We start from the raw sequence: 16,323 nt of genomic DNA, 5'->3' as shown, positions 1-16,323 counted from the left end.
ACAAATGTTACCTCACAAAGCCATTTTTATAATAATCATAAGCAGCATCAATCTTTTCCGGAGTATCAGCATCCAAAAGAAGTAATAATTCACGGGTAAACTCCAAATGTCCGGTTCCGTTGGCAGTTACGATATTCTTATCGCTGACTGCCTGCTTTTCCTGGTATCCGGCTTCATTGGTATATGCACTACCTGCAAATTGCTTCAGATATGGAAGCGTATTACTGGTATGCTTTACATCATTCAGGAAGCCATGCGCTCCCATAAAGGCAGAAGCATTGCAAATAGCTCCAACTATCTTGCCACGCTGTAATGCATCCTGCACAATTGGCACCACCAGTTCCGCTTCAGGCGATTGCCAGTGCATGCCACCAATCAATACCAATGCCGCATAGTCAGCAGGCATCGTTTGAAAATTATAATCAGGCAAAGTACGAAAGCCGCCAACAGAACGCACTACATCCAATGTAGGGGCAACTACCTTCGGTACATATTTCACTTCACTGCCCGGTATTACCCCGGTATTCAGAGATATGGCAAGGAAAGCACCTTCCCAGTCGGCATATTCATTTAAAAGCAGGAATAAGACTTCTTGTTTCATATTTTTTCATTTTATACAATAGCTCTCATAAAAAGATCCTATCTACTTTGGTTGAAATTCAAGTTCAAAATAGATATAATCCTGTATATTGAATTTCTCATACCATTCTGAAGGATGAGTTTTAGAATAACGAACCCCACAATAATCGATAGCTTCAACTATTTTTCCATTAAAATTCATTTCACACCGATGCCCTGTAGTATAAGCCATTAATGGAATACGATCAGACACCGTATAAGTTTTAGTCGGCAAGGTTTCCATTAAAATATAATTCTTGGTTACGATAGGAATATGCAAGTTTGTTCCTACCCTATACTGGCAACCAATATGAACACTATCTGCAGATTCAGCTTGTGCAAAAAAATAAAAGTGAGATACACTATCCATCTTACAAGGTATTTCCTCATTCAAGACTTTTCTCTCTGCTTTCCCATTAGTACATCTCACCATACATAATTTATAAGGCAATCCCTTTTGAGAAGTCTTAACTGTAACATCAAAACCCAAAATGCCTTGAAAATCCATCAGTTTTTGTACAAAAGCATCTTTTGGGGATTCATAAATAACTGAAATAGTGTCTTGTGCTACCATAGATACTGTACATAAAGATGTAAGTATCAACATACATAAAAAGTTTTTCATTTTTTAAAAGCTTGCATTATAATGGTACAAATGTAATAAAAATTTGGAATATTCTAATAAAATTAAAATGAATTAAACAAATGGCTTATAATAAAAAAAGCCACAAAATAATCATATAATATTACAGGGAACAAGAATATTGATTTCTCCGTACGAATCATCTCAACCTGTCACTCTTCCAAACTCTTTTCACTTTTTCTATGTTTTATTCTTCCTTTTTTGTTATCTTAGCAGGCAATTATGAAAAAATAAAGCTCTGATACGAAAGACTATGATATTAAAGGAAAGAGATAGTGTTGAAAACGAAGATGACTTCCTGAAGGTATTGGAAATTTCATACAAAAAGCATTACAACCTGCTTTATAACTATGGACTGAAGTTTATCAACGACTCCAAGCAAGTTGAAGACTTCATCCAAAATATCTTCGTAAAACTTTGCAGACGAGGTAACCTACACAATATTGATGATTTAAGAATCTATCTTCTCCGTGCTATGCGCAACACGGTATACGACCATTATACCAGTCGTCACGACACCTTTTCCATAGATAATATAGCATTCTCACTCACTGACGACGAAGAATCATTCAGAAACTTCTTTGCCAAAGACGATAAAGAAATGCGCCAATGCCAGTCCTTGTTGAAAGCAATCAATGCTCTGCCAACCCAGCAGAAGCAAATACTCTACCTCTTCTACATAAAAGGACTCTCGCACAAAGAAATCGGTGAGATACTGGATATCCTCCCCCAATCTTCCATGAATTCTGTATCGAAAACGATACGGAGATTACAGAAGGAGTTGAGGGAGGAATAAGAAACCAAAGGTAGCTCCTATATCAAAAAAGTTGCCTAATAATTTACTCAACCACTAATTCATAAGCAAAAACAGAATTATGTTTCAGCCTCACTTTAATATTATTTGAAACCTTGGACTCACCATATGCTATTTTCACCCTATCTGGATTTTCTGATGTATTGAATACTGATACCGCCCCTGGAGCTATTTCATAAGTCTTTGAAGTACGCTTAAATTTCACACCCAATTCTTTCAAATCCACCTTACATTCCAAATCCTTCGAATCATAATTGGCCAGTAACAACGACAACTTGTTACGTTCTTTGTTCCACGCTGCCTGAATAACAATGTTACCGGTAGGGTCATCAGACTCAATATATTGAGGATATACAATATCCAATTGGTTCAAAAGCTTGATAACAACTCCTGAAGCCGACAAAAATGCTCCTTCACGAGCAACATTAATGACAGATTCTCCCCAACCATCGTTCATCTGTGTATAAATAGCCGTTAGAAAATCTCCACCCATATTCTGATATTCTACGAACTGGTTCAAAACACTCATGGCAAAGCTCCATCTCACAGAATTGTTGAAAAGGCTCTCTTGAGTATCGTTTGAAGTCTGATTAAGTCCATCATCCACACGTTTGGATTCTCTAGTCAGCGGAGCACGGAATTCCGTATGACACAATACGATGTCCGTACCATTGCGTTTGTTATACTCCTCTAATATCCTAAGATCATTCTTCATTTCTTCAACTACTCCTCCCCGGTTAGTTATTACATCCACATATTTACCGGCCACCTCAAGCATCTCAGCGAAACGACTATTGAAAATCCAATAATTACCCATAATGATCTTGATTGAGGGGTCAACAGCCTTCATTGCCTTTGAGAATTCCACGCAGCGCTCAGCATAAGTAATTGCATCCAATCTCCTATACATCTCATTGTCCAGCTCCCAATATTTGACATTCAAGGGTTCTTCCACTCCATAAGCTATTCGACGTTCATTCTTGGGATTATTGCAAAAATCAACCCATTCAGCTGCACTAAACACATCATTATAAAGCATTACAGGTACACAAAACATGGGCTCGGCACCGATTGCATGACACAAATCAGCTATTTCCACAGTTCCGCAATCATTAATGATATTATACCCCCAAAACGTATCATAAGACACCGGACGGTATTCTTTCGGTCCAACTCCATCCCTCCAGTCATAGAAAGATGCATAACATCCGCCCGGATAACGTATCATCTTTATCTTAAGTTCATCACGTAACAAATCTACCGCATCACGTTTCCATCCTTTTACATCACTACGATCTTTCATCGAAAGCAAATCAAATGCTACTTGAAAACCTGAGGGGACTTCTATTGCAAAACTGGCCCATCCTTCATAGCCTGAAGTTTTTATTACTGCATTATACAAACTCAGATGATTGGTACTGATTGTTACCTCCTGTGAAGCAATTATGTCATTGGGATTTCCAAGTGTTGTCAACAACACCTTTACATGTACTTTTTTTGCACATTCCTTATATGCACTGAAAAATGTACCATCGCACATCAAAGCTGAAAAATCATAGGAGGCATCCTTTTTAATGTAAAAGCTATCCTGCATCAAATACATTGATTCCTTTTCCTTCCGGTTGTCCAACATTACAAAATACTTGCCATGACTAGCCGGCCAATAACCAGAATGAACTTTCCTAACAGGTTGTTTACCTTGAGATTCCCCAAATACATACCATTGCGGTTCAATATATCCGGAATGCCACCAATCCTCATTTTGAGGTTTCCCTCGAGTTATCCTAAGCCAACCGTTATCATCTAATGATTTGAATGACTCAAATCCACGATCATTTAATAATTCTCCCCATAATAACTCACTCCTGCCACAACTGACTTCCCACATTCCTCCATATAAGAATTCACTAACAGGTTTCCGAGTAATATCCTTATCATAAATTTTAAACTTACATTGAGCAAAAACGCCAACGAAGCATAACTGTAAAAACAAAGTCAACAAAATCAAAAACTTTTTCATAATTTATTATTCTAAATAGAACTTTTAATTCATAATACACTAGAAACAATCTATCATTTTAGATCAGCTCCCATTTCCACAAACTTGGCAGCACCTGTCAAAAAATGAGCAGTTATCCAAAAAACGGTCCATCTCTCAGAATAACCTCCACGAAGCTTGAAAACATTGCTCATGTCCCCATGTTGAGCGAAATTTGTATGAGTTACCTGCTCTCCTTGGCTTCCATACTCATCAACCAATTGGAAACAGGAACGATACATCACCTTAGAGAGTTTCTTCAAACGGTCATCCTTCAAATACACACCCATCTTGAAAATTTCAGGCGCAAAAGCCACTCCATAAATATCTAAATGCTGATTTTGAGGAGAAACAATCGTCCACCCTTCTGTCTTAAAATTATAATCAGCCAATCTTCCAGCCGGCAACGGAACACGCCAAACCATCACATAAGACAGGCAGACATCCATTGCATGTTTTGCTTTTAATAAATAATCCGATTTTCCCAAAATCTCATACAAAGCCAGATATCCCTGGAATGCAGCCCAAGCCCCTTCTTTGTCTTCACACGAAGCATCCAAAGTTCCTCCCCAATAACAACCTTTAGTCAAATCATGATACTTCTCGTAACTGTCTTCCGCTATTTTTATAGCTGCCTTTGCATAAACCTTGTTTTTTAATAATTTCGAAGCTAAAGCTAAAGGAGCAATATAAAAACATTCGGCTGTCGAAGTGGAAGTCCATTGAGAATCTAATATTCTTCGTGCCTGTGCATCACATGCTTTTCGCAAAAAATCGCTCCATTCTTCATATTGATAATTACGGTTTCTCTTAGCCTGTTCAATAGCTTTGGCAAAGCTATACATAGCCTGACCGCAAGATACATGATCACCTCCATAATATTTATTCTCCTTCAGACTATAGCCTACAGGAAAAATACCGGTTAATGAATCCACTTTTGTCCGAGAAAGAAAATCCATCGAACGTTGTACCATCGAATGTATCACCGGATCTTGTAACATAGGCTCCAAAACCTGAAAAGCATAACCGGGACCTTCTGCCTGACCACACCATCCCATTATGATATCTTTTGCAAGGGAATTGTCATACATATTAAAACCACAAACATTCCCTTCTTCCAACCAACGCTTTTTAGCGAACTCACACTTGCGTTTTACAATGCTTTCAAAATCCGAAAAAATATCTGCAAAATAAGGACGATGTAGATCTAACGATGTATAAACAGGATGTTGGAACCCTGTTCCTCTTTCCTCAATCTTATACAAATCAATAAAGAATTCTTTTTCAATAATCCGACTAGGCTCCAAATCCAAATAAGTGTTAGTGTACTTCATCGGCTGAAACTGCCGGGCTTTTGCAACACTACGTTGACCATTGTAACCGATCGGCCCGGAATACATTACCAATTCGGTTGTATCTCTATTGATATTTTCAAGTCCCAAAGACCACCATTGATCCTGTAATACAGCTCCTCGCACCGGACTGGGAGTCACATGCAGGGCTACCCCCAGCAATTTATCTGAATCCTCCAGCATGGCAAATGGCATGGGATAGCGGTGTTCCTCAAAAATAGCAAACTCTTTTTCCTTTGTAACATCATATACCGGAATAATATCTGGATTCACTTTAGCCCCCATTTTATTACCATAATACAATATACCCGGTAAAAATGGAGACAAACTACGCCCTGCCACCTGCCAGCGGATGGCAAAAGTCACATGGCGTAAAGTTTCCTTGCCTTGCCATTCATATCGTCTTTTACACTGAACCAGACCATTCTCCAACATTCTATAACTATCTCTCAGCAATAATTTCCCTTCCGGAAACAACATTTCACCTGACAAAATGATCCAATCATTTTCTCGGACAACAGATTGAGGATTAGCGTGTTTCCATGCACAAGGCCAATCATCAGCCCAACCAGTAGCTACCGACCACAAGCCTTCATGAGGGGCACAAACTGTTTTTTGTCCATCAATACTTAGATATGGATGCATATCCTTTCCTAATTCTATGCAAGAAAAATTCGAAAATGATTGCATACAAATTATGAATAAAAAAAGAAAAATGAGATTAATCTTTTTCATAAACTCAAATTGATTAATAAATTAAACTTTTTAGATATAAGCTTATCACTACATTACTTTTAATTAAAGGAGAGAAAAGAAATAAAACAGATATTATCAATTTATGAATAATTTATAAATTGCAAAAGTCATAGCTTCAATATCAGTATTAAAAATTGTTCCTGACACATTTATGTCTTTTTCTACAGGAACAACCTGATAAGGATTATCCAATGTATTCTCCGCATCAATATTGCTTGAATGAAAGAGGGTACATTTCCCTTTAGGCTGGAAAGAAGTTTTCCTCATCCCTGAAAAATTCAAAGAAATATTTCGACTTTCCTCAGACGTATTAATAATCTTTACAATATAAACCCGAGACAGTTCATCCCATACTGCACTTGCAAACAAACCATTTTGTCCCGGTTGACCACAAACTTCTTTCTCATTCATCATTAGCGGAATCACATGAGTTCCCTTGTTATTCCCAAACAGATATTGAACATACCAACTACAAGAACGTACCGAACGAAGATTATCAAACCAGATAAGATCAGGTCGCCATTGCCAGCCATCAACATGTGCCAGCAACGGGGCATAGGTTGCCATATGAACTATATCAGCATTACGTTCCACTCCTGTAAGAAAAGCTGCTTCAAGAAGAGAAGCATAAAAATGATTATAGGATCGATGCCTATCCCATCCATGACAAGCATATTCACCTGCAAAAACTTTTGGCCCCTTACGCTCGTAATGGTCGTACCGATTACCAGATTGTAGAAACCAGTTTTCAGGACGATAGAAGTGTTCATCCACAAGATCTACTTTCAATTTTCTCATTTCAGACCATAGAAAATCAAAATCTTCTCCCTCAGAACCAGGACCAGAAGATCCCACAATCTTAATTAAAGGATATCTTTTACGGATTTCCTCTACAAAACACTTCAAACGCGCAGGATATTCAGGCCCCCACTGTTCATTCCCAATCCCTATATATTTCAAATTGAAAGAATCAGGATGTCCCATTTCGACACGCAATTTTCCCCACTTCGTATAAACATCACCGTTGGCAAACTCTATAAGATCTAACGCATCCTGAATATAAGGATTAAGGTCACAAATACTTACGTGAGCTTCAGATTCAACATTCTGATACTGACAAGACAAACCACAATTAAGAATAGGTAAAGGTTCAGCCCCAAGATCCTCTGATAACAGAAACAATTCATAAAAACCCATTCCATAGGTCTGAAAATAATCAGGAAAAAAACGATTTACTCGAGTATAATGCCAACGATTCTCATTAAGAGGTCGATTCTCAACCGGACCAACTGAGTTCTTCCAATTATACCGGGTTCCCAAATCCGTTCCTTCTACAATACATCCACCTGGAAAACGAAATATACCAGGTTTTGTATCAGCTAATGCTTGAACCAGATCTTTGCGTAATCCATTCTCGCGCCCCTTCCATGTGTCTTTAGGAAAAAGGGACAGGTGTTCCAAATCAACACAGCCTTGCGAAATCAAAAACACACGCAAATGAGCATGAGCTAATGTCCGCGTAGGAATTAAAGACAACTCATACTTCTTCCAATCCTTAGAACATATAGATAATTCCCGGGCTGTAATGACTTGACTATCTTCCATAGCAGAATTATCAATCAACTCAATCCTGATTTTTTGTCCCTCACCTCTAGCCCAAACTGAAAAATGATAGGTCTCATTAGCTTTGATTCCAATGCCAAAAAATCCCTCATTTTCAATACCGGTATGTTTATGAGCATGTCCTGAGTTTCCCAAGCGAACATAATGCGGGTTATTCCTAAAAGGTCCATCATTGAGTAAAGAGACATTTCCAAAAACTTTCCATCCCATTAGATTTTGTGGAAACTCAAACGAACGGTTTTTTATGAGTTCTGCATACAGGCCACCATCCGCAGCAAAATTTATGTCTTCAAAAAAGTGGCCATACATTGTAGGCTGAATATCAGCACCTTTCTTATTACAATGAATAACGATCATATCTGCTTTCTGCGCACATAACTCTCCATAAAACAAAAACACTAATATCCAATAAATATTCTGAAGTAACTTCATCACATTATCCGTATTAAAATAAATAAACATAAGGTATTAGCAAATCTAATTAGAAGGTAAAGTTCGATAGTAATAAACAACCACTAATCCATTCGAACTTTACCTCTAAAATAAACTTCTAAAAAAATAAGACTGCTCTATTCGTTAATCAATATACCAATAAACAATCTTTGTCAATCTCCAATGTATCTTAATAATACGGATTTTGAACTACCTGAGGAACTTTATTCGTTTCATCCATCGGTATAGGCATCAAATATTGAGCTCTTCTAAAAGTACGATCATAGGGAATCTCTACAACTTTGAAGAAAGCCTCATCTGTATCACCATCTGCATTCATACCTTTATGCCTCGTATTCAAAATATTATCGGCCATTTTCCAACGACGTAAATCCCAGAAACGTTGATTTTCCAAATAGAATTCTATTTGACGTTCCTGCCTTACAATTTCGCGCAATCCTTCAGCTGTCATTGCCTTTGCTGGATGTTTTGATTTCTTCCAGGATTCATCTATTGTTGGAACCCCTGCACGTCCTCTAATTTTATCGATTAACATTTTAGCCTCAGATAATCGTTCACTTCCTCCTTCATTCAAATCTAATTCTATTAAAATTTCAGCCAGATTCAAATACAGTTCAGCCATTCGGATAACCGGATAAGGATATTGTATTGGTGCACTTTCATAAGCCGGATGAAAAAACTTCTTATTCAAATACCCTGTTATTGTGTATTCATTAGTCTGCCCTGGATACTTTCCATTAGGATCACCAAAGCGGAATTGAGCTTTAACGACTTTTTTACTCGGATCTGAATTTGTTATCACGCCATTATATTTGGCTATTTCATAATTTCCATTATGAAATGCAATCCAAGAGAAAAAACGCGGTTCTCTATCAAGATTCAATTTCAAAGTTCGACCATTAGATTCTGAAGAATAATTATTATTATCATAATTTATCGGCATATCAACTATTTCATACCTTCCTTCATAATCAAATTCCATATCTTCATCTATCGGTAAACCATTTTTAGTATAAAACATTTCCACAAACTCCAAGACTGGATTTATAACACTCCAACAATTTTTACATCCATTAGGGTCTCTTTGATAAATACCACTCTGATTTTGTATAGAATACCAATCTTCTTGACGAGTATCAACCATTATCACTTCAGGATTAGTACCTCCAACATTGTCCATAAAAGTATAACGCACAGCCCTTTGGAACTTATCAACAGGACCAGGTCTCTGAGCAGATGGCACTCCTGCGTCAGTATACGTATATAGACGAAAACCTAAGGACTCCAAATATTGTATAGCTGAACGAGTTATACTCTCTGCTTTTTTCCATTTTTCAATATCAAAAGTTTGAGAAATCAAATGCCGATTGTCAATGGGACTCTTAAAATCCGAATAGAACTCACTATTACCATTAAATAATGGAGAAGCTGCATACAAATAAACCTTTGCACGCAAAGCTTGTGCTACAGCTTTAGTTAAACGCCCATAATTATCACCATCATGCCGTTCTGCCAAACCGATGGTTTCTGCTTCCGCTATTTTTCTATCAATAAAATCCACCACTTCATCTACACTTGAACGCTCCGGTAATTCGTTCACAGGAGTTAAGGGGTCCATCAGCTTATCAATAACAACAGATGGTCCAAAGGCTCGAAAAGAAAGCCAATGATAATAGGCTATCAATAGTGTTGCCTCCGCTTTATAATATTGTAAATCTTCCGAATTTAGACCAGGTGTCCTATCCACTATACTTAAAAATTCATAACAACGATGAATACCCTCCCATATACTATTATAGTAATCATTAAGAAGTTGAGGATCGCTTGGAGAATAAGTCCCTTTCGGAAAACTTTCCCAAATTCCCCCTTCTCTAGGATTCATAATTTCTGCCGCTGCAAATTTATCAGGTACTTGTCCCAGCCTGGGATTATACATTTTCGAATAACAAGAATACAAATAAGTCCTTGCAGCCTCAGGAGACTGATATGTATTTACATCCAAGGGACGTTCGTCTGGTACAATATCCAAATAATTGCAAGCTGATAACAACAGACCTATCGTTAGCAATATTGTAATATTTTTCTTCATAGAATATCATTTAAAAGTAAATTGAATACCAAGATTAAACACTCGCTGGGTAGGATATTTCATTCCACTTCCTCCACCCATTTCCGGATCCCAATATTTAAATGGAGAGAAAGTCAGCAAATTAGCCCCATTAATATAAGCACGAAACATCTTAAAAGTATACCCAACTTCTGCATTTTTCAGCTTTAAGAAAGCACCGTTACGCAACCAGAATGAGGATGCAGCTTCATTATTAGCATTCGTTACACGTGTTAGACGAGGATAAGCAGCATTTAGATTCGGATTACTTTCACTCCAATAATCATCTACTATAAATTTCATCACTCCACGAACAGCCTCATTTCCAAATGGATGAAAACCAGACATTAAAATAGACGTTTTAGCTACTCCTTGAAAAAAGAAAGAAAAATCCCAATTCTTATACTTCATTGATGAACCAAAACCATAAACAATCTCTGGAACATCCGGGTTTCCCATATAAACCCTGTCATTGCCATCTATAATACCATTATATTCTCCATTTACATCAGGCATATCCTGATACTTTATGTCACCCACCCAAGGCTGATAGCCCAAAGTCTGTTGGGCGTGATTATCAAGATCTTCCTGGTCTTTAAATAAACCTTCCGATACATATATTAAAGGTACTCCATACGAATGACCGACACCTGAAAGATTTGGATAAAGCCGGAAAGGAGGTTCATCTCTTTCCAAAATTGTATTATGAGCATAAGTAAAAGTCCCTTTAAATGACAAAAAGAAATCATTGGTAATTTGCTTATTATAATCAATAGAGAAATCCAATCCAATATTCTTCATTTTTCCCATATTGTCATATATTTTAGTAGCACCAGAACCTACAAAGACAGGAACTGTATTTTCTTTTTTCAAAAAGATCTTACTTCGTACTTCCCTAAAAGCATCAACAGTTAGATTAAAATCATTAAATAATTGCATATCAAATCCGATATTTAACTTTTCTCCAACTTCCCATGTTAAGTTCGGATTATAGAAACGATTCCACATTGGCCCCCATAAAGTAATGTTTTGATTGACACCTGTAGTATATTGCCAAGATTCACTATTTAAAATAATATCTTCTAAATAAGCATAACGTTCTCCAATTCCATCATTTCCTACTAAACCATAAGAAGCGCGCAACTTCAAATGTGAAATTACCTCAGATAAAGGTTTCCAGAATTTTTCCTGTGAGATATTGTACCCTACTGCCACAGAAGGGAAAAATCCAAATCGATTTCCTTTAGCAAAATTTTCAGATCCATTATAACCAAAATTCACTTCTGCTAAATACCGATTATCAAAGGCATAAGAAAAACGACCAGCTATACCCTGCTTACGCCGTGGCAAAGAAGACAGCAAATCACCTGGCGCATTTTGATCATATTGATCTTGATTGTAAAGAACCATAGCATTTATATCATGCATACCAAATTTACGACTATAGTCCAGATACGCCTGAAGAAAGATACGGCGGTCTCCTGTAGATCCACCCGTAGTATTCAATGCGGTATTCATCTCTGCACCAACCCTATTTAATACATACTCACCATTTCCCGAATTATAATCACTTACTTCAAATTGATTATATCCGGCTGTACGGCCAACTGAAGTATTAGACCAATTCTTAAAAGAGGCCAAAACATTAAACTTCAATCCATCCGTAATCATATCTAATTTTTGCTCAAGGCGTAAATTTGCATTAAGTGTACTTGCAAACTCGGTTTGATACCCTTTCACATACTCAGCAACAGGATTACGAAAACCATTATTATAAACTCCACCAGACTTTCCTCCCCATAACGGATACAATTCATTACTGGAACGAGCAGGAAAAACAACTGGAAAATCAACAGGAGAAGCTTCACGAGACATAGAAAACAGATCATCCGCGGCCACGTCCGGACCTTTCCAATCGCGCAAACTAACATTTAAGCCTAAAGATACTTTTGTTGTGGGTGTAGCCTTAATATCTAAATTATTTACAAAATCATAGCGTATCACATTAATATTATTATTATATGAATAATAATCCTTGCTTAAGGGTTTCATATTGCCCGCATCATGTTTTATCGCAGCACTCATGAAATATGTTACCGCTTTCTTTCCTCCACGAATATTAAAATTAAACCGTTGAGAAAACGAAGTTCTATTAAAGATTTCATCAAACCAATTTATATCCGGAAATACCAAAGGATTCAATCTCTGCTCTGTCCCTTGTATTTTATCCATACTATATAACCCATTAGTAACGCCACGAGTTGTTAGTGCCTCATTATATAATTTCATGTAATCTACACCACCAACCATTTCCGGAATCGCCGTCATTTGGGATACAGATCCTTCCAAGCGGAAGTTAATAATCGGTTTTAACAAGTCTTCTCCCGATTTGGTGGTCACAATCATCACTCCATTTGCACCACGAGTACCATACATAGCAGTAGCTGTAGCATCTTTCAGAATTGAAAAACCTTCTATAACCTCCGGGTCCAAAGCATTTAGTTCGGAAGAACTGATTTCGACTCCATCCAAAACTATCAGGGCACCAGTAGAACCACTAAAAGTTGATTTTCCACGAATCCAAAAGTCTGCACCATCTGCACCAGGTTGTCCACTCCGTTGTACAGCAATAACACCAGCCATACGACCAGCAAAGGATGAACTCAGACTTGATGATGGTACTTTCAAATCATCAGGGCGTACTTGCTGGATGGAACCAACTAAGGTTTCCTTTTTCTGTCCAACGCCAAAAGCTGTTACGACAACTTCTTCCAATTGCTCTGAAGCCTCTTTTAATGAAACAGCATAAATATCACTACTTTGAACAAGCAATACTTGGTCCTTATAACCAATATAAGAAATAACCAATATGTCTGCTTCAGAACATTCCAAAACAAAATTGCCATTTACATCCGAAGTTGTACCTTTTGCAGATCCTTGCACTACAATAGTCGCCCCAATAATAGGTTCTTTAGTAGACTCATCAGAAATAATTCCGCTGATAGTTTTCTTTTTTTTCTGTTGCTGCGTAGACTCCAGCTTTGGAGCTACCGCCTGCTTCCGCTCCTTTACGATAATTTGCTTCCCATCTATCTCATAGACTAGTCCGGTATGTTCTAATACCTCGTCCAGAATCTCCTTGACATTCTTGCCCTGCACATTAATGCTGATTTTCTTCGACAAGTTCTTATCAGAGGAATAGAGGAAAACATATTCACTGTTCTTCTCGATGTAGCGGAATACATCCTTGACGGTGACATCGCGCAACTCAAATGAAAAATCTTTATTATATTGTTCCGTAGCAGAAAGAGCCAGCGGAAAAAGCAATGCAAGAAATGCTAACATTGCTGAAATCAGTTGTTTCCTTAGAAAAAATTCCATATTTTTGCATAATTGATTAGATGCTTATAGCTAAGCGTCACTCTTTACGAGCTCGGACGATGTGGGGTTGTCCGGGCTTTTTTATGAAGTAATGCTGCCATAAGGGTTAATATTAAATGTAATAAGGTTAGAATAACAAGACAAGCCCACCGGGCTTTCCTATCAAATTTGTGTGTATTTCATATTTCCTTTCTCATAGGCTATTTATGTTTTTAAGAATTAGTATTTAGGGTTATGAACAAATGGTAACCTCCGGCAGTCTTACGAATACCGATAGGATGTATTTTGGCTATACGTTCAAGCACTTTGGGGAGAGAAACACTCATATCGATAGTACCTTGCAGGGACAAGGCGTTGACAGAGGGGTCACAGGTAATTTCACAACCGTAATAGAATGATAATCGTTGCAAAATACTCTCTATACTACGTCCTTGTAAAGGGAAATTTCCTTGGGTCCAAGCTATATATTCACTGGCATCCACTTGCTGTTTTGAACGAGCTATACCCTCAGTCAAGCGGAGCAGTTCGTTAGGCTTCACCACTGTCTCGTGCTCAGTATGGTCGGTCACTACTATAGACCCGTGTACCAGTACTACTTCTGATTCATTCATGGATTTATAGGCATTGACATTAAAGGTTGTGCCTGTCACACGGATATCAAAATAGGGGGTCTTGACGATGAATGGTTGTTTGGTATTCTTCTTGACATCGATATAAATTTCACCATCCACATAGATTTCACGATATTTACCGGTAAATACACTGGGATAAATTACCTTAGTACCTGCATTAACATGGAGCGAAGTACCGTCAGCCAACAATAGTTGTGAAAATTTCCCTTTAGGGACAATCAGATGGTTATATTCCGTCTTCTGTGGAGCCGCTTCCACCTGACGCTGGTTCACTGAAACCTCACCCTGTTGTGAGTAGGTGATACGAGCCTCCTTACCAGCTTCTATACGCTGTTCAGCATGAGTAATAAGAAGTATCTGACTAGCCGTATCGATAGAACATTCATCGAGCAAAGCAATGGCCTGCTCCATAGAGTGAGATTGACTATCCATATAGAGTCTTCCACCCCATAAAACACCAGCCAACAAAGCAACCGCACAAGCTACCTCCGCATATATACGCCACAATTTGCGTCGTTGGGGAGCAGACTCATACTTCAATTGTTGTGCCAGCTCATTCCATCGCAAATCAATCTCAGCCTCGGGAACTTCTTTTTCCTGAGACTGAAAATAGGACACCAACGGATGGTCTTTGATTTCCTCTATGGGATCTTGTTTCTGCATAAATTCGCATTTCGTTCTATGATAAAGACGGAAAGAAAAGAAAAACCTAATCTATTTTTTTGTGTTTTTTCCAAAAAAAGTGCTGATATCATTATCTATATATGATAATCATATCAGCCACCCACTATTATTACAGAGATGAAAATTCTATAACGGCATTACTTCTCCTATCTCAGGAATCACCATATTCAGCGAGTCTTGTTCCTGCATCTTCTTCTCATTCGCCAAAGGCTCATCCCAGGGATGCTTTGCCAATGCGTACTTTGAATGATGTACAGTCATTATTTTTTTTGCTTTCAGATCTTTAGCTGCCTTTGCCATATCAGAAGGCATTAGATGGATAAGGTTCCAACCTTCATTATACTGGCCATTTTCCAGAATCGCAAGGTCTATATCCGGAAAGCGCTTCCCTATTTCCTCAAAGTGAGAGTCATAACCACCGTCACCGGCCATATATATTTTCTGTGACGGGGTTTCTATCAGGAAGGATGCCCACAATGTCTGATTGGCTTTCAAACCACGACCGGAGAAATGGCGTGTCGGAAGACAATGGACCGCAAAACCATTTTCTAAAACGGCATCTTCATACCAGTCCAATTCTATCAACCGGTCTTTATCATATCCCCAATATTCGAAATGTTCGCCGACACCCAGTCCGCAAATCACTTTTCCTACCCGATCTTTCAGACTTTTCACTGTCCGGTAATCCAGATGATCCCAATGATCATGCGAAATCACCAGATAATCGATATCCGGCATATCTTCCGGTTTATAGACATCAGTTCCCTTAAATGGTTTGTTGACAAAAGATACAGGCGAAGCCATACAAAAAACAGGATCAACCAGGAATCGCTTTCCATCTACCTGAATAAAGTAAGAAGAATGTCCAAACCAGACCAGTATATTTTCATCACGCCCCAGTTTATGCAAATCCGTTTTGATAACCGGAACTTCACTCTCCGGACGCAGATTCTCTGTTTTGCGGAACAAAAAAGAAAGCATAGCACCAAAGCGTCCTTCATCCGAGGTCATCATCTGTGTCGGATGCAGATTATTGAACTGACCGTCACGGTAATGAGGTGAGCCTTTGATTCGCTCTAAACGCGCTCCCTGAGGCAACCTGCCGAAACTCGGCTGATTAATAAAAATAAATACGGAAACGCATACTATGCCTATAACCGCCAACACAATCCAAAGCCACATACGTTTTTTATTGTTGCTCATTCTTAATAACAGATTCTAA

10 protein-coding genes are annotated in these 16,323 nt (G+C 38.1%); 1 reads left to right on the top strand and 9 read right to left on the bottom strand.

Annotated features, from left to right (window positions below; translation table 11 throughout):
* Positions 1 to 7 precede the first annotated feature (7 nt).
* Together DWW10_RS04800 and DWW10_RS04795 are read right to left on the bottom strand one after the other, a co-directional pair.
* Complete coding sequence (locus DWW10_RS04800; protein ID WP_022393324.1) at positions 8 to 601, bottom strand: type 1 glutamine amidotransferase family protein; 594 nt, start codon at positions 599 to 601, stop codon at positions 8 to 10.
* A 42-nt stretch (positions 602 to 643) separates the two neighbouring features.
* Positions 644 to 1,225, bottom strand: a complete 582-nt coding sequence (locus DWW10_RS04795; RefSeq protein WP_022393325.1) for a hypothetical protein — start codon at positions 1,223 to 1,225, stop codon at positions 644 to 646.
* Positions 1,226 to 1,514: 289 nt separating this feature from the next.
* Between DWW10_RS04795 and DWW10_RS04790 the strand changes: the two genes are divergently transcribed.
* Positions 1,515 to 2,057, top strand: coding sequence for an RNA polymerase sigma factor (locus tag DWW10_RS04790; RefSeq protein WP_022393326.1), 543 nt, complete (start codon positions 1,515 to 1,517; stop codon positions 2,055 to 2,057).
* 43 nt (positions 2,058 to 2,100) lie between these two features.
* Here DWW10_RS04790 and DWW10_RS04785 read toward each other — a convergent pair whose 3' ends face one another.
* The 7 genes from DWW10_RS04785 to DWW10_RS04755 all read right to left on the bottom strand — a co-directional run bounded on the left by DWW10_RS04785 (position 2,101) and on the right by DWW10_RS04755 (position 16,304).
* Entirely contained in the window at positions 2,101 to 4,095 is a 1,995-nt protein-coding gene (locus tag DWW10_RS04785; protein ID WP_022393327.1) for a hypothetical protein, read from the bottom strand.
* A gap of 53 nt (positions 4,096 to 4,148) precedes the next feature.
* Positions 4,149 to 6,110: a hypothetical protein gene (locus tag DWW10_RS04780; RefSeq protein ID WP_147350459.1), complete on the bottom strand. Its 1,962-nt coding sequence runs from the start codon at positions 6,108 to 6,110 to the stop codon at positions 4,149 to 4,151.
* Positions 6,111 to 6,296: 186 nt separating this feature from the next.
* On the bottom strand, positions 6,297 to 8,276 hold the full coding sequence (locus tag DWW10_RS04775) for an alpha-L-arabinofuranosidase C-terminal domain-containing protein (protein WP_118421020.1): 1,980 nt from the start codon (positions 8,274 to 8,276) through the stop codon (positions 6,297 to 6,299).
* A gap of 190 nt (positions 8,277 to 8,466) precedes the next feature.
* Positions 8,467 to 10,386, bottom strand: a complete 1,920-nt coding sequence (locus tag DWW10_RS04770) for a RagB/SusD family nutrient uptake outer membrane protein (protein ID WP_022393330.1) — start codon at positions 10,384 to 10,386, stop codon at positions 8,467 to 8,469.
* Positions 10,387 to 10,392: 6 nt separating this feature from the next.
* Positions 10,393 to 13,785, bottom strand: a complete 3,393-nt coding sequence (locus DWW10_RS04765; RefSeq protein WP_118420931.1) for a TonB-dependent receptor — start codon at positions 13,783 to 13,785, stop codon at positions 10,393 to 10,395.
* 212 nt (positions 13,786 to 13,997) lie between these two features.
* A complete protein-coding gene (locus DWW10_RS04760) occupies positions 13,998 to 15,080 on the bottom strand; it encodes a FecR family protein (protein WP_022393332.1) in 1,083 nt (360 codons plus the stop codon).
* Positions 15,081 to 15,227: 147 nt separating this feature from the next.
* Positions 15,228 to 16,304: an MBL fold metallo-hydrolase gene (locus DWW10_RS04755; protein WP_118420930.1), complete on the bottom strand. Its 1,077-nt coding sequence runs from the start codon at positions 16,302 to 16,304 to the stop codon at positions 15,228 to 15,230.
* Between the last annotated feature and the right edge of the window lie 19 nt (positions 16,305 to 16,323).

This window comes from Bacteroides intestinalis, from assembly GCF_003464595.1.
GTDB lineage: Bacteria > Bacteroidota > Bacteroidia > Bacteroidales > Bacteroidaceae > Bacteroides > Bacteroides intestinalis_A.
The sequence above is the reverse complement of the archived record's forward strand: the minus strand, read 5'-3'. Positions and strand labels throughout refer to the sequence as shown.